The sequence below is a fragment of the Nibrella viscosa genome, assembly GCF_039541875.1.
Classification (GTDB): Bacteria; Bacteroidota; Bacteroidia; order Cytophagales; family Spirosomataceae; genus Nibrella; species Nibrella viscosa.
Window position 1 is genome coordinate 237,990 of the sequence record NZ_BAABHB010000004.1, and the last position, 19,456, is coordinate 257,445.

At 54.6% G+C, this 19,456-nt stretch carries 12 protein-coding genes; 3 read left to right on the forward strand and 9 right to left on the reverse strand.

Going from position 1 to position 19,456, the window contains the following annotated elements; translation table 11 throughout:
* Positions 1-3 precede the first annotated feature (3 nt).
* Positions 4-3,273: a SusC/RagA family TonB-linked outer membrane protein gene (locus ABD931_RS12705; RefSeq protein WP_345267621.1), complete on the reverse strand. Its 3,270-nt coding sequence runs from the start codon at positions 3,271-3,273 to the stop codon at positions 4-6.
* 417 nt (positions 3,274-3,690) lie between these two features.
* Between ABD931_RS12705 and ABD931_RS12710 the strand changes: the two genes are divergently transcribed.
* A complete protein-coding gene (locus ABD931_RS12710) occupies positions 3,691-5,793 on the forward strand; it encodes a beta-galactosidase trimerization domain-containing protein (protein WP_345267624.1) in 2,103 nt (700 codons plus the stop codon).
* Between the two features lie 19 nt (positions 5,794-5,812).
* On the opposite strand, the gene ABD931_RS12715 is transcribed toward ABD931_RS12710, so the two are convergent.
* From ABD931_RS12715 to ABD931_RS12725, 3 genes are all read right to left on the reverse strand, one after another.
* Positions 5,813-6,556, reverse strand: coding sequence for an NUDIX hydrolase (locus tag ABD931_RS12715; RefSeq protein ID WP_345267626.1), 744 nt, complete (start codon positions 6,554-6,556; stop codon positions 5,813-5,815).
* 100 nt (positions 6,557-6,656) lie between these two features.
* Complete coding sequence (locus ABD931_RS12720) at positions 6,657-8,789, reverse strand: outer membrane protein assembly factor BamB family protein (protein WP_345267628.1); 2,133 nt, start codon at positions 8,787-8,789, stop codon at positions 6,657-6,659.
* Between the two features lie 77 nt (positions 8,790-8,866).
* Positions 8,867-9,613 (reverse strand): TIGR04283 family arsenosugar biosynthesis glycosyltransferase, encoded by a 747-nt coding sequence (locus ABD931_RS12725; protein WP_345267630.1) that lies wholly within the window; start codon positions 9,611-9,613, stop codon positions 8,867-8,869.
* A gap of 130 nt (positions 9,614-9,743) precedes the next feature.
* Here ABD931_RS12725 and ABD931_RS12730 point away from each other — a divergent pair, with 130 nt between their 5' ends.
* Positions 9,744-11,297: a hydroxymethylglutaryl-CoA reductase gene (locus ABD931_RS12730; protein ID WP_345267632.1), complete on the forward strand. Its 1,554-nt coding sequence runs from the start codon at positions 9,744-9,746 to the stop codon at positions 11,295-11,297.
* A gap of 38 nt (positions 11,298-11,335) precedes the next feature.
* Here the strand turns inward: ABD931_RS12730 and ABD931_RS12735 are convergent, their stop codons facing one another.
* Positions 11,336-11,773 carry a cytochrome B gene (locus tag ABD931_RS12735; protein ID WP_345267634.1) on the reverse strand — a complete coding sequence of 146 codons (438 nt, stop codon included), beginning with the start codon at positions 11,771-11,773 and terminating at the stop codon, positions 11,336-11,338.
* Positions 11,774-11,865: 92 nt separating this feature from the next.
* Here ABD931_RS12735 and ABD931_RS12740 point away from each other — a divergent pair, with 92 nt between their 5' ends.
* On the forward strand, positions 11,866-12,168 hold the full coding sequence (locus ABD931_RS12740) for a DUF4286 family protein (RefSeq protein ID WP_345267636.1): 303 nt from the start codon (positions 11,866-11,868) through the stop codon (positions 12,166-12,168).
* A 191-nt stretch (positions 12,169-12,359) separates the two neighbouring features.
* Here the strand turns inward: ABD931_RS12740 and ABD931_RS12745 are convergent, their stop codons facing one another.
* From ABD931_RS12745 to ABD931_RS12760, 4 genes are read right to left on the reverse strand one after another with little or no spacing between them, the layout of a single operon-like run.
* Positions 12,360-13,709, reverse strand: a complete 1,350-nt coding sequence (locus ABD931_RS12745; RefSeq protein ID WP_345267638.1) for a Gfo/Idh/MocA family protein — start codon at positions 13,707-13,709, stop codon at positions 12,360-12,362.
* Between the two features lie 9 nt (positions 13,710-13,718).
* Positions 13,719-14,429 (reverse strand): 3-keto-disaccharide hydrolase, encoded by a 711-nt coding sequence (locus ABD931_RS12750; RefSeq protein ID WP_345267640.1) that lies wholly within the window; start codon positions 14,427-14,429, stop codon positions 13,719-13,721.
* Between the two features lie 4 nt (positions 14,430-14,433).
* Positions 14,434-15,942: a RagB/SusD family nutrient uptake outer membrane protein gene (locus ABD931_RS12755; protein WP_345267643.1), complete on the reverse strand. Its 1,509-nt coding sequence runs from the start codon at positions 15,940-15,942 to the stop codon at positions 14,434-14,436.
* A gap of 26 nt (positions 15,943-15,968) precedes the next feature.
* On the reverse strand, positions 15,969-19,436 hold the full coding sequence (locus ABD931_RS12760) for a TonB-dependent receptor (RefSeq protein ID WP_345267645.1): 3,468 nt from the start codon (positions 19,434-19,436) through the stop codon (positions 15,969-15,971).
* Positions 19,437-19,456: the final 20 nt, after the last annotated feature.

Consider the following 19,456-nt stretch of genomic DNA (forward strand, 5'->3'; position numbering starts at 1 on the left):
AAGTTAGAAGGTCACACTGATACCGGCATTATACGCCCGCACCTGCGGCAGCGGCAGGTTACCCACAAAACCCTGACCCAGGTTCCGGGTCTGAGAGTCACCCAGGACCACCAGTTCGGGGTCCAGACCCGGGTATCGGCTGAACGTCAGCAAATTCTGTGCGTTGCCGTAAATGCGGACGTTCTGCATTTTCAGACGGCTGACCACCGGGCGGGGTAAGGTGTACGACAACTGCAGCGTCTTCAACCGCAGAAAATCACCCTTGTACATGAACCGGGTCGTACGTGTGCCCAGTGTCTGCGGAGCCGGTTGGCCATTGGTGTTCAGCGCATTGTCGCGCAGGTTCCAGGTCGGCTTCGGGTAAATGGCACTCTTGTTCGACTCCGACCAGGTGTTGCCGATCACATCGGCCCGGATTACGTTGGTCCCCGTACGGACATATACCGTATTTTCTTCGTGGCTGTCGTAGATGTAGTTGCCACCCTGGAAGGTAAACAGCGCGTTCAGCTCAATGCCTTTGTAGCTGAATGTGTTGGTGAGGCCGCCAAACCAGGTGGGCAGCGCGGTTTTGTTGTCCTGCACAATGCGGTTAGCGTTGATGTTGGCTTGGGTGGCCCGCAGCACATTGCCCGTTTTTACTGTTTTTCCGGTTTGCCGCAGCGCATTCTGGTCGATCTCGTAAATGGTCTCGAAGCCTTCGTTGTCCAGCCCCGCATATTCGGCGAGGTAGAAGGTAGACAGCCGCCCACCAATCTGGGTAATCGATACGCCCTGCTGAATACCCGTGGCTATAGGTAGAGAACCACTGGGTAAGACCTCAAACTGGGGCGTCAGCTTCAGGATTTTGTTGTTGACGGTCGAGAAGTTAAAGTCCGTTGTCCAGCGGAAGCCGCCCCGGTCGATGTTGACGGTTCCCAACTGCAACTCAAAACCCCGGTTGCGCAGGTCTCCGATATTGGTAATCACCACCGAATTGCCCGGACCAATACCCACATTGGGCGCAACCGGTACGTTCAGCAGCATATCGCGTGATACGCGGTCATAAAAGCCGACCGAACCGGAAATCCGGTTGTTCAGTAAACCGAACTCAACGGCGGCATCGGCCTGTGCATTTTTTTCCCAGCGGATGTCCGGGTTTGCCAGTACGCTAAAGCCGAGGGCAGCCGACTGACCGTATACCGGCCAATTGACGTAATTGTTCAGATAAGCGAAGCTGCGGATATTGGCGTTCCCCGTCTGGCCGTAGCTGGCCCGTAGTTTCAGCAGGTTAAACTGGCGCAGGAACGAAGACTGCTGGGCAAACTCTTCGCTGGAGATGATCCAGCCGGCCGAGGCTGCCGGGAAGTTACCATACCGGTTATTAGGGCCGAAGGCTGTGGAGCCATCGCGCCGGAAGCTCAGCCCCAGCAGATACCGGTCATTATATTTGTAGTTGACCCGCCCGAACATGGACCGGAAGAACTGGTCGCCGAAGATGCCCGATACGCCCACCACAAACTGGGTAGCGCCATTGGCAATCTCGCCAATCTCCTGCTGGTTGCCTACCACCCCTTCAAAGGCATAGTCCTGCCGGCGCTGTACTGTCTTCTGAATCTCGTAGCCGGCCGTTGCCTGCAGGTCGTGCTTTTCGGCCAACTGACGGTTGAAGGTAGCGTAGATGTTGGCGCTGCGGTTGTTGACATACCGGCCTTCTTCCTGCGCCACCCGGTTGTACCGAATAATATCGCTGGCCCAGTAAATGCCGTTGGAGTTCAGAAAGTCGGCCGACGCTTCGCCGTGGATGGCCAGACCTGGTAGCAGGGTGTACTCCATAAAGGCGGTACCAATGGTCCGGTTCTGGTAGTTGCGGTTGCTAAAGTTGGCCGGGTCCTGGCCGGCTACCACGTTACGCCCCCGTAACGGGTCAAAGTAGGTGCCGTCGGGGTTGTAGATGGGCATGATCGGCAGAGCGCCCAGGTTAGCCTGACCCCAGCCACCGGTAGCCCCAAAGTTCTGCCGGCCTATACCCCCGCCATTGTTGCCGATGCCAATTTGCGGCTGGTTGAATTGCAGGTAGGAAAAGGTCATCTTGGCCCCGGCCCGGATCTTGTCGGTGGGGGAGAAGTCAAGGTTGGCACGGGCTGCGTAGCGGGTCAGCCGGTGCGTTTTCAGGACCCCCTCTTCGTCGCGGTACTGGCCGGAGATAAAGAAAGCACCTTTGTCGAAGCCGTTGCTGGTCGAGAGGTTGGCCTCGGTAATTTGACCCTGCTGCAGAACCTGGTCGACCCAGTTGGTATTGGTCTGCTCGGCCAGTTGGCGGGTCCAGGTGGTGAGCGGCCCAAACTGCGCACCGCTGATGCCGGCCGGCGTAGGCAGCGCGTTGTTGGAGAGAACCATCGGATCAAACTTTTCCTGATTGGCCGGAATACCAAACCCGATGCTGTTGCGCCGGGCCTCATCTACTAACTGCAGCCATTGCGGCCCGGTGGCATAATCAATGGTTTTTACGGGATTGGAAACACCCCGGTTCAGGTCGATGGTGGTGCGGGCCTGCCCGCGCTTACCGGTTTTGGTGGTAACGATAATCACCCCATTGGCCCCCCGTGAGCCGTAGATGGCTGTAGCGGCTGCGTCTTTCAGCACTTCGATACTTTCAATATCGTTGGGATTCAGGTTGGTAAGCGGATTGAGGGTGTTGCCGGTCCGCCCCGAGCCGATCCCGCTGATGTCCTGATAGACCACCATTCCGTCGATCACGTATAGCGGCTCCGCACCCGACGAAATAGAGCTGGTTCCCCGCACCAGCACCCGGACAACACCGCCCGGTGCTCCGCTGGCCTGGGTAACCTGCAAACCAGCCGCCCGCCCCTGCAGAGCGGCATCAAAAGACGGTACGGGCAGCGTAGCCAGTTCCGCCCCTTTCACCGTGGAGACGGCCCCGGTTACGTCGCGCTTTACCTGCGTACCGTAACCAACCACCACCACTTCGGATAGCTGCCGGGTATCCACCGCCATGCGTACATCGATGGTGGAGCGGTTGCCGACGGGGATTTCCTGTTTGGCGTAGCCAATATAGCTGAACACCAGGACCGCATTGGCCGGAACAGTGAGGGTGTACGTTCCTTCACCGGTTGAGGTAGTACCGGTGGTGGTCCCCCGAATGGTGATGCTTACGCCCGGAAGCGGTTCACTACCGCCCTCCGCGTAAATAGTCCCCCGGACTGTGCGTTGCGATTGAGCCTGAACAGCCTGAATCATCAGACACAGGAGCAGCCAGAGTAGGTTTCTTTTCATAATGAATGGGTGAAAATAAGCTGGTTGTTAAAATAGGGTTGTTGCATTAAGTGTAATAAATACACCAATAAAAGGCGCACCGTAAAACGTCACTTACCACCGCTTGCTGCTTTTTTAATCAGAAGCAGGTTTTGGCGTTAATAAGTGTACAATGAACACTCAAAAATAAGTGATTAAATGGGTAGTGCAACAGAGAAAAGATAAATTTTTCTTAGCAGGTTTATACTGTAAAAATTTTTAGTGTAAAATGTACACTAAAAAATAACGCATATATTTGGGAAGGAATTTACTTTTCCCCACTCATCTACTATGCGCTTCAAAAAGTTGATGGTGACTGTCGGTCTGGCTTCAATAGTCCATATATCAGTTGCCCAGGATCAGCGTGCAGACTTATATCTGACCGCTCGGTACGCCCAAATGCACATTTCGCCACAGCAGGAGAAGTACCGCAAACTGGCTCCCATGCCGGCCGGCGTGGTGTATATACAGCAACAGGGAGAAGGTGAAGCCGACATGCGGGAGCACTTCCGAACCATGAAGCGGTTAGGCTTTAATGCGTTAAAGCAGATCATGCCCTTGCCAACCTGGACTGTTGAGCAGATTGCCGCCATTGCGCTGGATGAAGGAATTATTCCCTGGTGGTACGGCGAAGGCGGGTACGAGGCCATCACACCTGACCTGCTGAAAAAACTGGGTGTATCGCCGACCATGTCCACTGCCGATGCGCTCAAACATCCTGCGGTACTAAAATACCAGCACAACCTGCTGCGGGAGCGTATCCGCCGAATGGAGGAATACACGCGTACCAGTCCGGATCAGAAATTTATGCGTACCACCAGTGTCGCCTATGACCCGGAGATTGGCGGGCGGGGGCTGGAACTCAACGAAAATGGGGAAAGCCTGTTTATCGACTGGCTCAGGAAAACCTATAAGACCGTAGAGGGACTGAATGAAGCCTGGAATCAGGGCCATGCCGGCTTATTCCTGAACGAGCAGCGGACATTCCGGGACTGGAATGATGTAGCGGCCAACTGGAAGAAAGTAACCGGTCGGGAGTACCGGCACGTGCGGGATGTGCTGCGCTTCAAGGTTGAGCACAACCTGGATCGTATCCGGGAGTCGGCGCAACGTTATCAGCAGTTTGACCCGAATGCACCGTACCGGGGCGGGGGAGAAATTGGCCTGTTCAACCCGATTGCCTGGTACGGGGTCGATATGGCCGGCATCGCCGATGTGCTGACGGATTATGGTTCATTCTACCCATCCATGCACTTCTCCTGGCATTTTGGGCAGGTGGGGTATGAACTAACCCGCTCGCTGTACCAGCAGGCTAGTCTGATGAATGACCTCTTCAAAGGGGGCTGGACCGGTGGGTGGGAAAGTACGGGCGGTCCGCAGCAATTCGATGGCGAGCGCAGCGGCACCGACCAAAACGCCTATTTTGTGGAATCGGGAGAGCTGATGCAGTTGTATCTGGCTCAATTAGCGGCCGGTTTTAAAGGCTTCGGTATCTGGTGCTGGAACAGCCGCAGTGCGGGTAAGGAGGGGGGCGAGTACAGCCTGCTGGACCGGAATGGTCAGGTAACGGAGCGGGCTATTGCCATCGGCAAGCTGGCCCAGGCCATGCAGCGGTGGCGTTTTGAGTTGTGGGACGCGCACAAAGAGCCGGTGGTGGGTATTCTGTACGACTGGGAGAACGAAGCGTTGTGGGCGGCCATGAGCATACCGGGTCGTGACCATTACAAAGATCGTCCCATGAAAGCTCGGGTGGGGCTGGGCCGGGCGCTCACCAACGCCAACGTTCCTTTTGAGTATGTAACCCCGCAGGATCTAAAAAACAGACTTGGTGCCCGCTATCGGGTATTGTATTTGCCCGGCTTTCTCTGCTTACGCAGTGACCTGATGCCGGTGCTGATGGAGTATGTCCGCGAGGGGGGGCGTTTGGTGATGGATTTACCCGGTGCCGGTTACGATGAATACAGTCGCGTGCTAAAGACCGGTAAGGGATCGCCCTTTGAGCAGCTTTTTGGTGTTACCCTCGATGACTTTCAATACGCCGGCACTAATCGGCCCATTCGCCTGGGTACTTACGACCTGAATGGATTTATTCTGAACGCTACCCCCACAAAGGCTCGTCCGGCAGCAACGTACAGCACCGGCCGCCCGGCTGTTACTGAACACGCTCTGGGAAAAGGAACCGCTATTCTGATGGGGTTTGAAGCCTCCTCTGATTGTTTCAAACCAGGTAATATACCAGCCGAAACCCTGCTGCTGACGCACGCATTGGGTTCGCATAAAAGTCCGTTCAACTGTCCCGATGCAATCGTTTACCGGTTAGCGGCTCCTGAAGCTGATCACTATTTTCTGCTGAACGACGGACCCGCCAAATCCGTCAGGCTAACGTTTGACACCTTCAAATACCGGTCTGCCGTTGATGCTATCACCGGACAACTTTTGCCGTTAAATGGGTCAATAGCGCTGGAGGGCTACAGTGGCCGCTGGATTCGCTTTGTGAAATGACGCAGCGATGCTACTGGGTTCATAACTCAAAGAGAAAGCCTTTTTCAAGATACTGACGGTACCGCTCCGCATCAAACTGGTAGTAGAAAGCACCTCGTTTGGAGGTGTCTTTCTGTTTTTCCTCCAGCTTCTGGAGAAGATTCATTGCCAGTACTTTTTTGTTGAAGTTCCGCTTGTCGAGAGGGCGATCCAGGATTGATTCGTACAACTGCCGCAGTTCGGTCATGGTAAACTTTTCGGGAAGCAATTCAAAACCAATAGGTTGTAACCGTATCCGCAAACGTAACTGTTCAATGGCTTTCCGGAGCATAAGGGGGTGATCATACACCAGATCCAGGTTAGGTATCTGAGACAGCGGGTGCCATGTAGCCTGGTAGTGGGGCGACAGCTGATCCAGCGTCGGCTCTACCCGAATCAGCGCGTAGTAACAGGTGGTAATGACCCGTTCGGTAGGTACCCGGCGCACCTCACCAAAGGTATACACCTGCTCCATGTATATGTTTTCCAGACCCGTCAGCCGCTGCACCGTCTGTAGGGCTGTTTCGTCCAGACTGGCATCCGGAGTGACAAAGCCGCCCAGCAGCGCCCAATGCCCCTTGTACGGTTTATAGGGAAAACGATGAAGCAGGACGTGCAGCTCCGTCCGGTGAAAACCCAGAATGACACAGTCTACCGTATGATGAAATGAAGGCTCTTCTCCATGGTATTCCGGCACTACATCCTGCGGTTGACGGGCGAAGGCTTTGTCGGCGTATCCGTACATAATGGCAAAGACTAAGCTTATAAGTGTAAGAAATACACCTGAAAATAGTTGAAATTTTACTTGTGAAGCAAATCTGCCTCAACAGATAATTAGTTGTCAATTACGGCAGCGCAAACGCCAGGTACTGATGCCCTTTTTTGGTGCCCATCTTATTGCCTCCGCAGGCAATCACCACGTATTGCTTGCCGTTCACCTCGTAGGTGCAGGGGGTGGCATAACCGCCGGCGGGTAATTGCGTTTGCCAGAGTAGTTTACCGGTTTTCATCTCATACGCCCGGAACATCTCGTCTTTGGTAGCGCCGATGAACAATACGCCCCCGGCCGTAATCACTGGTCCCCCGTAGTTTTCTGTACCGGTGGGGGCAATGCCTTTGGCCGTTAGTTCTTTAAACTCGCCAAACGGTATTTTCCAGACGTACTCGCCGGTGTTCAGGTTGATGGCGTTGAGGGTGCCCCAGGGCGGGCTGATGGCCGGGTACCCCTTGTCGTCCAGAAAGCGATTGTAGCCGGTAATTTTGTAAGGAAGATACGGCATCTTCGAGGCCGGTGCTGCGGTGGCTTCCTGCTTTTCATCGCCGAACAGGAAGGCGACCAGAGCCTGCTTTTCGGCTGCCGAGAGCTGCGTAAAGCCCGGCATCATGCCTTTGCCGTTGCTGACAATCTGGTGGACATACGCCCGGTCGTGACGCTGGTTAATGTCGACGAGCGTCGGGTAGCCGCCTTTGGGATTGCCTTTGCGCTCGGTACCGTGGCAGGAGGAGCAGTTCTGGGTGTACACCCGTGCGCCGGTACTCAGGTGGGCGAGGGCATCCTGCTTTGGGGCATCCACCATCGTCAGCACCCACGCCATTTCGTTGGAGTTGACATACATGATACCGTCGGGGTCAACGGCGGCACCGCCCCATTCGGCCCCACCGTCGAAGCCGGGAAAAATAAGCGTACCCTGCTTGCTCGGCGGGTCGAACAGCCGCTTGCGCACCCGGCGCAAAATGGCCTGTAAAGAGTCGCGGTTGGCCGTGTAGGGGTTCACATCCTCGTCGGTCAGCGACTGCCGGGCAAAGGGGGCCGGCTTCAGCGGCAGCGGCTGCGTCGGCCAGGTAGTTTCGCCGGGGAGGTCGGAGGCCGGTACCGACACTTCCTTGATCGGGAACAGCGGCTTGCCCGTCACCCGGTCGAAGACAAATACGTGGCCGGATTTGGTCACCTGCGCTACGGCATCAATCTTTCGGGGCCGACCGTCGGGGCCGGTCTGCGTCACCGTCAGCAGATTTGGTGGCGCGGGCGGGTCGCGGTCCCATACATCGTGGTGCACAAACTGAAAGTGCCACAGCCGCTTACCCGTTTTGGCATCGAGCGCCAGCAGGCAGTTGGCAAACAGGTTCTGCCCCTTGCGATTGCCGCCGTAGAAGTCAAAAGCTGCCGAGCCGGTCGGCACGTACACAATGCCGCGCCGACGGTCCACCGATATGCCCGACCAGTTGTTGGCCCCACCCACTTCTGTATTTTTAAACACCTCTTTCGGCCAGGTATCGTAGCCGTATTCGCCCGGCTGCGGAATGGTATGGAACACCCACGCCAGTTGGCCGGTCCGGACGTTAAACGCCTGCACATGCCCCGGTGCGGCATCGGCTCCTTCCGATAGCCGCATAGGCATGATAATCAGGTCACCGTAAATGGTGCCGGGCGTATTGGAGATCACGAATTTATTTTTAGCCGATTCGCCCAGGCCGGTTTTAAGACTCACCCGGCCACCATCGCCGAACGAAGAAATGGGTTGGCCGGTACGGGCGTCGAGGGCATACAGCCATTCTCCGGCCGTAAACAGAATGCGTTTATCCTCTTTGTTGTCTGTCCAGTAAGTAACACCCCGGCTGGTGCTGAGGCCGTTTTTGGTTTTATTGCCCGTGAACAGCCAGATCTGACGACCGGTGGCGGCATCGAGCGCAAAGGGCTGTACGGCCGCTGTGACTCCGTACAACATCCCATCAACCATAATTGGGCTTACCTGCATTTGCCCGGTATCCGGTGCCGAGTAGGTCCAGGCAACCTGCAAATGCTGCACATTGCCGGTATTGATCTGCGTGAGGGCGGAATAATGGCTGCGGTCGGGACCGCCGAGGTATTCCGGCCATTCGCGGTCCGAGGCTACGGTATTTTCCGAAGAGGGAGTATGGGCAGAAATCCAGATAGCCAGCGCCACCAACGCGCCGACAGGCAGGAGGAATCGTTTCATAAGGTCAGGGTATAAAGCCGAAATTTACTAAATGAAACGGCTTTTATCCACTTTTTTGCCGGGCTATCCAACAAAGTTTACCGAATGTCGGTATACAGTCGCTTCAGTTTCTCCGGCGAATAGCCTATGCCCCATAGAAAGCCGATGTACAGAAAAAGGGCATTGGCCCGCCAGAAGCCCCACTTCTCCAGCCGCCGGTCCGACGATTCCACCACCCGGTTCACCTGCCGGATGCGCCCATACCGGACCAGTTTCAGCAGCAGATCGGCTTCTTCCATAATGGGCAGGTCATCGGTATAGCCGCCACAGGCCAGAAACTGCGCCCGGCGGCAAAAAATCACCTGATCGCCGAACAGTAGCCGGGCGCCTTTGAAAAACAGATACGGCCGAAATAGCAGGGGCGCGTAGTAGCTTTTGATGTAGTTGTGAAACGAGGTAATCCAGCGGGTACGCATAGGGCCGCGCATCAGGGAGATGAACCCGGCGGCTGCCGTTCGTGGATCGGCCAGCGTTTGCTGCATCACCGTCAGCGCATCGTCGGGCAGGGCAGTATCGGCGTGGAGGAAGCAGAGAATATCGCCGGTGGCGACCTGAGCACCCTGGTTCATCTGCGCGGCCCGGCAGGCGACCGGACTACGCAGAATTTTCAAAAAGGGTAGTTCACCCTGCTGCGCCCGAACAAGTTGAAAGGTCCGGTCGGTACTGCCGCCGTCTATCACAATAACTTCCAAAGGACCCGGACAAAGCTGCCGGATTTGCCGCAGGGTGCGGGGCAGTGTTTTTTCTTCGTTGAGTGTCGGAATGATGATGGATACCGTTGCCACAGTGTGCCAGCCGCTTGGTCGTAGCTTATAAACTAAGTTATGAGTGATGAGTTATGAATTAAGAGTTAGCTGACGAACACCTTCTTAACTCATAACTCTTCACTCTTAATTCTTAACTATAACTCCCTTTATGTTCCGCTTTCTCCCGACTATGTTGCTGAAGCAGTTGTATACCCGTAAAAGCCTGCGGAATACGCCCGATGGTTTTACCTTCTCGCTGAAGAACCGGCTGGCCGATGCCCGTTTTACCGGGCTGCAAGGGGCGTGTATCGACGGGCGGGAGTATCCGGTGGAGGCATTTACGCTGGAGACCGATGGGGGAGAGGTGGTGCCGGTTGGGGCTATCTCGGCGCAGCGGCCGCTCGACTTTCCCCTGCGCCGGTCGGTGCGGGTGCGGGCACAAGGCGTTTGTTTACCCGAAGGCAAGCATACGCTGGCTATTACGCTCCATACCCAGCCCTTTGGCCTCATTACGCTAAACGTGGAGGATGAATTGCAGCCCGACCTACACCAGAATGACCGAATAGGCATTCCTCGCGATGCAGTGAACGACTACACGCCGGAAGCTATCCGGCAGCGGCAGCAGTACCTACGGTCGTTTACCGGAACAGATCCCCGGCACCTGACGAGCTATTCGTTTGATGCCGGGGTTATGAACAGGAACTGCGAGAACTTTATCGGGGTGGCGCAGGTGCCCATTGGATTGGCAGGGCCGTTGCTCGTCAACGGCGAACATGCGCAGGGGGAATTTCTGATTCCGCTGGCGACGACGGAAGGTGCGCTGGTAGCCTCGTATAACCGGGGGATGAAACTGATCAACCTGAGCGGGGGCGTCCGCTGCACCGTGCAGGACGAAGGCATGCAGCGGGCACCCGTTTTTCAATTCGCCGACGCCCGTCAGGCCCGCGATTTCACCCGCTGGATTGACCAGCATCAGGATGACCTGAGAGCCGAAGCCGAAGCTACCTCCCGCTACGCCAAACTCCGCTACGTCGACAGTTACCTCACCGGCCGGCTGGCTTTTCTGCGGTTTGGCTTTTCTACGGGCGATGCGGCCGGGCAGAACATGGTGAGCAAGGCCACACTGGCCGCCTGCAACTGGATACTGCACCATTATGAAGGCATTGAGCAGTTCTTTCTGGAATCGAATATGGCTACCGACAAAAAGCCTTCGCAGATTAATGTGCTGAGAACAAGGGGAAAGCGCGTAACGGCTGAGGTGCGTATTCCCCGTGACCTGCTGGTGCGTGAGTTACAGGTAGAGCCGGCTACGCTGGACCGTCACGCCCGCATCGGCCATATTGGTTCGTGGCTGGCCGGCACCAACAACAACGGCCTGCATTCTGTCAATGGACTGGCTGCGCTGTTCATCGCCACTGGTCAGGATGTGGCCTGTCTCGCCGAATCATCGGCCGCCATCGCCTTTTCCGAAGTCACGCCCGAAGGTGACCTCTACGGCTCCGTTACGTTACCCTCGCTGGTGATCGGCACCTACGGCGGAGGCACCGGCCTGCCCACCCAGCGCGAATGCCTCGAACTGATGGGTTGCTACGGAGCCGGGCAGGTCAATAAACTGGCCGAAATCATAGCCGGCGTGGTAGCCGCCGGCGAACTCTCCCTCGCAGCCGCCATCTCCTCTCTCGACTGGGTCTCCAGCCATGAAGCCAAAAGAGTTAAGAGTTAAGAATTGCGTGCGCCAGCTAATTCTTAACTCTTAACTCCTCAGAACCAGCCGGCGCCGGGGATGCGGAAGGGCCAGGGAATGGAGAGCAGGATCACCAGCAGACCCAGGCCGTAGAAGACGAAGACATGGCGGTGCTTGTCGACGGCATTGGCGGCTTTGCGTGAGCGGACACGGCCAACGGTAATCAGCGCAATGGCAATCAGCATACCGACCGTGTGTTCGGCGGTGTAGAAGCGGTAGATCTTTTCGCTCATCATACCAAAGTCGACCTTCGGGCTGAGAAAATAAAGAATCAGGCCGATCAGCAGTTGAATATGCGTTAAGACCATTGCAAACACATATAATTTATTGTCTGAGGCTGCGTACTCGTCCCGTGAGCGCCATTTGCTGAACGCTACGGCAATAGCGGCCAGTAACAGAATAAGAAGTAACCAACGAAGCCCGGAGTGGGCGTGAACCAGTATGTTGTAGAGCATGCAGTGATAGCGATTAGGTAAGCAAATGAATTTCTTCGGCAAAGAAACAACCAAATGCTCAACTTTCGGCGAAAAAGGATTGTTAGCCGGGTATGATTTTGTACAACGTCACCATCAATATCGACAAAGCCGTTGAAGAAGAATGGCTCCACTGGATGAAAGAAGTCCATATGCCGGAGGTCATGGCCACCGGTATTCCTGTCGCCGGTAAAGTGCTGCGCCTGCTGACCGAAGTCGACAACGGCGGCTCTACCTATACTTTCCAGTATACCTTCAACACTTTGAAGGAATACGTCATCTACCACGAACGCTATTCCCCCGCCCTCCAGCAAAAGGTCCTCGACCGCTACCCCAACAAGTTCGTTTCATTCCGGAGCCTGCTGGAAGAAGCCTGAGGAGTGAAGAAGTAAGACGGGGCCGCTCTGGATCAGGATTTCACCGCCTTTGGCAGAGCCGCCAGGTCTCCGTACGTCCTAATGGCTGACCGATTACTAAAAAGCCTGGACGAATCTGCTCATCCAGGCTTTTTCATCCCTTTATTACCAACTTTAATCCTACTCATTAATGCCTGGTATTTTTCCCTGGCTTACACCTTCGGCTCCCAGCCTTTTTCGTAGTCACGACCCCATAGCTGCTGAGCTTCTTTGTCGCCGATGATGTGCCCGTTTTTCGGATCAATCTGCAGGGTGCGGCCCACCCGCCAGGCGATGTTTCCCAGTTGCATGGCCAGCACGCTCTTATAACCCAGTTCGACATCACAGTTGGGTCGGCGATTGTTTCGGATGGCATCCAGAAAGTCCATCGCGTGGAGGTTATCCATACCTAAGCTCGGACTGGCTGTATTCCGGCCCTGTATGTCATCGTCACCGTCGGCTACTGATTTTACTTCCTTCACCAGTTTGCCGTCCAGATCGTACACGGTGTAGCTATCGCCACCGGTATCCAGACTTCCGTTCTCCCCGTAGAAGATAATACCCCGGTCCTGCCCTTCAATTTTCCGGCCGTTGGAACTGCGCGACTCCCACATCAGGGAGATCCGGTTCGGGAAATCCATAACAATGACCTGCGTATCGGGGGTTTGCCAGTCGTCTTTAAACTCGTACCGACCTCCTATCGAACTCACCCGGATCGGGTAGTCGACATTCAGTCCCCAACGCGCCACATCGACCTCATGGGTGCCATTGTTTAAAGCTTCGCCAGTGCCCCAGTGCCAGAACCAGTGCCAGTCGTAGTGAATCAGGCCTTCTTTGTATGGCATACGCGGAGCCGGACCCTGCCACAGTTCGTAATCCAGCCAGGACGGCACGGTGCCGGGCTTCAGCACCGTAGCCTTGCGCTTGTTGGTGTACCAGGTTTTAGCCATATACACGCGGCCAATAATGCCTTTATGCAGTTGCTCAATGCCCTGGGTCAGCACCGGAGCCGACCGGCGCTGAGCGCCCATCTGCACCACCCGATTGTATTTGCGCGCTGCCGCAATGGCCAGTTCGCCCTCGCGGGGATTGTGGCACAAGGGTTTCTCAACATAAACATGTTTGCCGGCCTGGCACCCCATAATCGTTAGCGGAGCATGCCAGTGATCGGGCGTGGCCGTATAGATGGCGTCGATGGATTTGTCTTCCAGCACCCGGCGGAGATCCCGTTCCGACTTTGGCGTCTGGGTCTGCTTGGTCTTCAGGATCGATTGGATGGCTTTCGGAATAGCCCGTTCATCCACATCGCAGACCGTGCCGACTTCAGCATTTTTCTGACCGGCAAAGGTGCGGCCCATGCTGTTGCCTCGGCTGTTGACCCCGATGGTGGCCACGCGAATTAATTCATTCGCCCCAATGATGCGGTTGTAGCTTTTGGCGCTAAATCCAAAAGCGGACCCACCCAGCGCCACACCGACCGAACCGGCGGCTACTTTCTTTATAAACGCACGTCTCTTTTCCATGGAAAGGGTTTACAAGGGTTTTATTTTTATGTTTTTAAATGAAACCTCATGGCCATGCTCCTGCAGCAGAATATGGCCTTTTTCAACAGTACCAAAGGCCGGTACGGTCTTACTGAACTTGCTTAAGGCCACAGCCTCCGTAAAGGGCTGGCTGCCTCTGGTAAATTCCAGGATCTTGACCCCGTTGAGCCAATGCTCCACCTGTCGGCCTTTAGCCACAATACGCAGCGTATTCCACTGACCGGGTGCCTTTACTTTTTTCAGTGCGGCATTAGGAGGTATAACGTCGTAAAAAGAACCCGTCAGGTGGTTTTCTTTCTTGTTGTCTTCCGCCAGTTCGTCATCCAGGATCTGGTACTCCATCCCCAGATTACCCCCTTTTTCGTACTTCGTAAAAAAGTATTTGACGCCACTATTGCCGCCCGGCTCAAGGTTAAAATCCAGCATCAGATCAAAGTCAGCGTACTGATTTGCGCTGATGATGTCACCACCTTTAGCGCCTTTCCTGGCGATCAGCAGGCCATCTTTAACTTCCCAGCCGGCCGGCACCGGCTTGCCACCGGGCGTGGTCCAGCCGTTGGAGCTAGTTCCGTCAAACAGCAGCACCCAGCCGGCTTTCTTTTCTTTAGGCGTTAAGGTGTTTGCTTTTTGAGCGTAAGCCGGCAGTGTCATACAAACCAGCAGACAGCCGGACAGCCATTGTAAGGTACGGATTTTCATGTACTTAATAGCCTGGGTTTTGTTTAATCTTTTCCGGGTTGGACTGTATCACCTGCAGGGGTATCGGGAACAACAGCATGTTGTCATTCCAGGCCGACGGATTGAAGCCATTTTGCTCCTTCTGCTCCTGCGTCATAACGGCTTTGGCCCGCTCAGTCCTGACGAGGTCGAACCACCGGTGGTTTTCGAAAGCCAGTTCTACGCGTCGCTCATTTTCAATGGCCAGTAAAAACGCGGCATCGGAGCTAAAAGGCGCGTAGTTGGGCAGAATGTCGGCCGAGCCGCCGGTGCTGTTTCTGGCTCTTGTCCGGACTTTGTTGAGGTAGGTAAGCGCAACGTCCTGTTGTTTTCCCTGCCGGACCAGGGCCTCGGCATACAGTAAGTAGATATCGGCCAGACGAAGCTCAATCCAGTTGTTATCATTATCGGAGCCGCTGAAGGATACATCGTAGTACTTCTTTACGTATTTCTCATTGATAAATTTCCCTCCTGGCACGGAGACGTACCCATCGCTCATGGAAATAGCCTTTCTGGGATCGCCTTTCTCATAGGCGTCCGATATAGAAGGTGTTGGGGCATTGAACCCACCTTTGTCGCCTACCAGTACTACTTCCCGATTAGAGAAACGGGGAGCAAAATCATTGTTCCAGGGGCTACCGGTACTAGTTCCCCCCTTTTTATACTGAATTTCGAATAACGATTCCGTGCTATTTTTCTTCGTGACGTCGAACAGCGCTTTGTAGTCCGATACAAGCGAGTACTGGGGCATATTGATCACTTCCAGGGCTTTGGCTTCGGCAAGGGCGTAGTAGGGGGCGCCCTTCTTCAGTGGATAGCCGGCCATGGTCATGTACACTTTAGCCAGCAAGCCTTTTGCGCCCCCAACCGTTACCCGTCCCTTATCAACCGCCGGATACGTAGCCGGCAAATTAGCTTCCGCAAACTTCAGATCCTCCACGATAAAGTCATAGATTTCCTGAGTAGAGGCCCGCCCCAGCTTGTAAGCGTCGGCGACCGATAACTGCTTATCCACTTTAGGCACATCGCCAAAGATGCGAACCAGCCAGAAATAGGTCAACGCCCGGAGGAATTTGGCTTCGGCTTTGTACTGCTCTTTGAGTTTAGGATCCGTGAAGGGAACAGCGTCTATTTTGTCCAACACGATGTTACACCGCAGAATGGTATGGTAGCTGTTATTCCAGAGACCGAGCACAAAGGAGTTATCCGAGAGCAACACATCACCGAAATTATCAATGGAGGTCATGTCCTTTGAGTTACCCGGAACCCACGAGAAAGTGGTATTATCCGAACGGACTTCTCCCGCATAGATAAAAAGCTGATTATACAGGTTCCGCAGGGAGGTATAGGGTGACATCACTGCCTGATTCATGTCCTGCTCCGTCTTGTAGAATATACCGGCATTCATATCCGATATAGGCTGAAGGTCGATAAAGTCCTTCCTGCAGGAGAAAGAGACAAATATTAAGACTGCGAGTATGATGGATCGTTTCATTGCCTGAGAATTAAAGGTTAATGTGGTTAAAAGCTGACGTTTAGACCGGCAATGATGGTGCGGGCTGAGGGATAGCCCAGATAATCACCACCCCGCGATAAGCCATCGCCCTGACTGCTCGTTTCCGGATCGAAGCCCGGATACTTTGTGAAGGTGTATAGGTTCTGGCCGGTCACGTAGACCCTTAACCCTCGTACATGAATGCGTTGGGTAAGGGTATTATTAAACGTATAACCTAATGATACATTTCGGATGCGCACAAACGAGCCATCTTCTACCCAGTAGCTGGAGGGCTCTTTTTGCAGTCCCTTCGGGTCGCGGTTGGCGCGCAGTATATTGCCCGAACCGGGTTCAGACTCTGAACGCCAGCGGTCGTTTAGTTTGACTAGCCCGTTCCGGTCGCCGTGATAAATACCCACCATCCGGTTAAAGAAGCTGAACAGCTTAGCGCCTTGTGACCCGGTTAGCTGGAGATTGAGGTCAAAGCCTTTGTAGGCAAAATCATTGCCGAAACCGAAAATGAATTTTGGCTGGTTGTTGCCTATATAGGTTTTGTCATCGGCATTGATTACCCCATCCTTGTTAATATCTACATACCGGGGATCACCGGGGCGGTCATTGGCGAGGTGGGGAGCGGCATCCAGTTCGGCCTGATTTTTAAATACCCCGTCGTATAAGTAGCCATAAAAGGTAGCGATAGGCATACCGATGGTAGTAATGAAAGTGTTGTTGGCGTTCGGCGCTCCTGCATAAATAGGCCGCTGGTCGGGACCCAGCGCAAGGACCTTATTTTTATTGAATGAGATGTTGAAATCCGTCGACCACCGTAGTTTACCCGTCAGGTTACGTGTCCGCAGCAGGTATTCCATTCCTTTGTTTTCTACCTGTCCGATGTTCTGGAGTTGGGAGGCATATCCGGTTAGGGTGGGAACCGGCACGTTCAGCAGCAGATCCACCGACCGGCTGTTATAGAAATCTGCTTCCAGGCGAATCCGCTCATTCAGCAGGCTCAGATCAAAGCCCAGGTTCCACTGCCGGGTTTTCTCCCAGCCCAGATCCGGGTTCGGATAATTGATCGGGTTCACCGAATTCACCAGGTTGTTGTTCAGCACGTAATAACTGGTTCCCGTACGGGCAATGGCGTCATAGTTACCGATCCGGTTGTTACCCACCAGACCCCAGCTCGCTCTTAGCTTCAGGTCACTCACCGGCTGGAAACTGCTCATGAAAGGCTCGCTGTTTACCCGCCAGCCGACCGATACCGAGGGGAATGTACCCCATTTGTTATTGGCCCCAAACCGCGACGAACCATCCGTCCGGATGCTGGCCGTCAGCAGGTACTTGTCTTCGTAGGAATAGTTAACCCGGCCCAGATACGAGATCAGCGAGCTTTGGTATTCGGTGTTGGTACCGCCAACGATCTGACCGGCGCTCAGCGTACGGACCACATCGTTGGGGAAGTTCTGCGCGTTGACGCGGGCATACTCACCGTATGATTTCTGAGCTGTATAACCGGCCAGCAGGTTGATGGTATGCTTATTGCCGAGCGTCTTGTTGTAATTCAGCGTATGCTCGATAAGCCAGTCCCGGTCCAGCCAGGTTTCATTACGGGCATCGGCCGTTTTTGGGGCCCGCGACCCGTCGGTATCCACAAACGAAGGCCGGTAGTATTTCAACCGCCGGTTTTCCAGGGTCCCGTTCAGGCTTAAGCGGTACTTTAAACCGGGAATGATTTCGTACTGCGTATAAGCCGAGGCAATAAGGCCATTCCGTCTGGTAAGGTTGGTAATATTCTCGGCAATACCCACCGGGTTCGCCACATCGCCGGCCCAGATCTCGGGGTTCCGCACCTGCGAGCCATAGGTGCCATCGGGGTTCCGGAGCGGATAAATCGGGGGTAAATAAATCGCGTAAGCCAGCGGACTGTCTTTTCCGTTATCCACACTGTTGTTTTCGGAGAAGTATCCACTCACCGTCATGCCCACTTCCAGTTTTTTGCTGACGTTGGACGTGATATTGGTGCGGAGATTGTACCGCTTGTAATCACTATTGATCTGGATACCCTGCTGATCGGTATAGCTACCCGAAATGGCATAGCGGGTTTTCTCAACCCCGCCGGTCAGCGAGAGTTCGTGCCGCTGGGTCGGGGCGGTTCTGAAGATCTCGTCCTGCCAGTTGATCTCCCCAAAGTTGCTGGGATCATTGAAGCTCTCGGGAATGATGTAGAAGCTGGAGTTGGTATATTTTTGCCGGATAGCGTTACCGTCGGTAATGGAATGCGGAGCGTCGCCCGGCATCGGTGCCCGATCGAGCCAGGCCTGGTTATGGCCATCTTTGAAGAACTCCAGGTATTCGCGGCTATTCATCATTTTGATTTTCCGGGCTATCTGCTGCATACCATAGAAGGTGTTATATGAAATAGTAGGAGTCCCTACCGTCCCTTTTTTGGTCGTCACAATAATAACCCCATTGGCCCCACGCGAACCGTAAATTGCGGTGGACGACGCATCTTTCAGCACCTGAATACTCTCAATATCAGACGGGTTGATCAGCGAAAAGGCGCTGCCTTCCATCGGGTACCCGTCAATCACGTACAGGGGAGAGCTACCAGCCGTAATGGAACCGGTACCCCGTACCCGGATAGTCAGTCCTTCACCACCGGGTGCGCCATTGGTCTGCTGTACCTGTACGCCGGCCATCTGACCTACCAGTGCTTCGCCATACGATACCGCAGCCTTATTTTTAAGCTTGTCTGCCGAAACAGAAGCAACAGCCCCGGTCAGGTCGGCTTTTTTCTGGGTACCATACCCCACCACGACGACCTCGTTCAGCGTCTTGGTATCAGTCTTGAGTGACACGTTCAGCGTCGTCTGATTACCAACTACCACTTCCTGAGACTCATACCCCAGAAACGAAAAGATCAGCACCGAGCTGGTACCCGGCACCGATAGCCGAAACTTACCTTCGGCATCGGTTGATGTACCCCGGTTAGTGCCTTTTACCACCACGTTTACTCCCGGCACCGGCTGGTTTGTCTCATCCCGAACAGTGCCGCTCACGATTTCGTCAGCGATTTGGGAGGCCGTCTGATCCGGCACGCTACCCATTGTTGACGCTTCTGCCCTGGACGATTGCAGCGCCGGACTCAGGACGATCTGCCGCCCAACGACCTCGTACCGCAGCCGCAGCGGCCGGACTACTTTAGTCAATACGTCGCCCAACGGCTCATTGGCTGCGGTGAGGGTAATTTTCTGGTCAAACGGAATTTCCCGGGGGCGGAACGCAAATCGGATTTCTGTCTGGCTTTCAATTTCTTTGAGCACCTGGCGTAAGCTTTGGTTTTCGAACCGAAACGTTACCCGCTTGTTGAGCAACTCCTGAGCTGAGGTATCAACCGCGAACGAAACACTGGTAAAAATCACCATCAACACTGCCTGCAACAGCGAGCGGCTCATGAGATACCGAACGCACGGAATCTGTACTGGTTTTTTCATTAGATGTAAGGGTTAGGTTT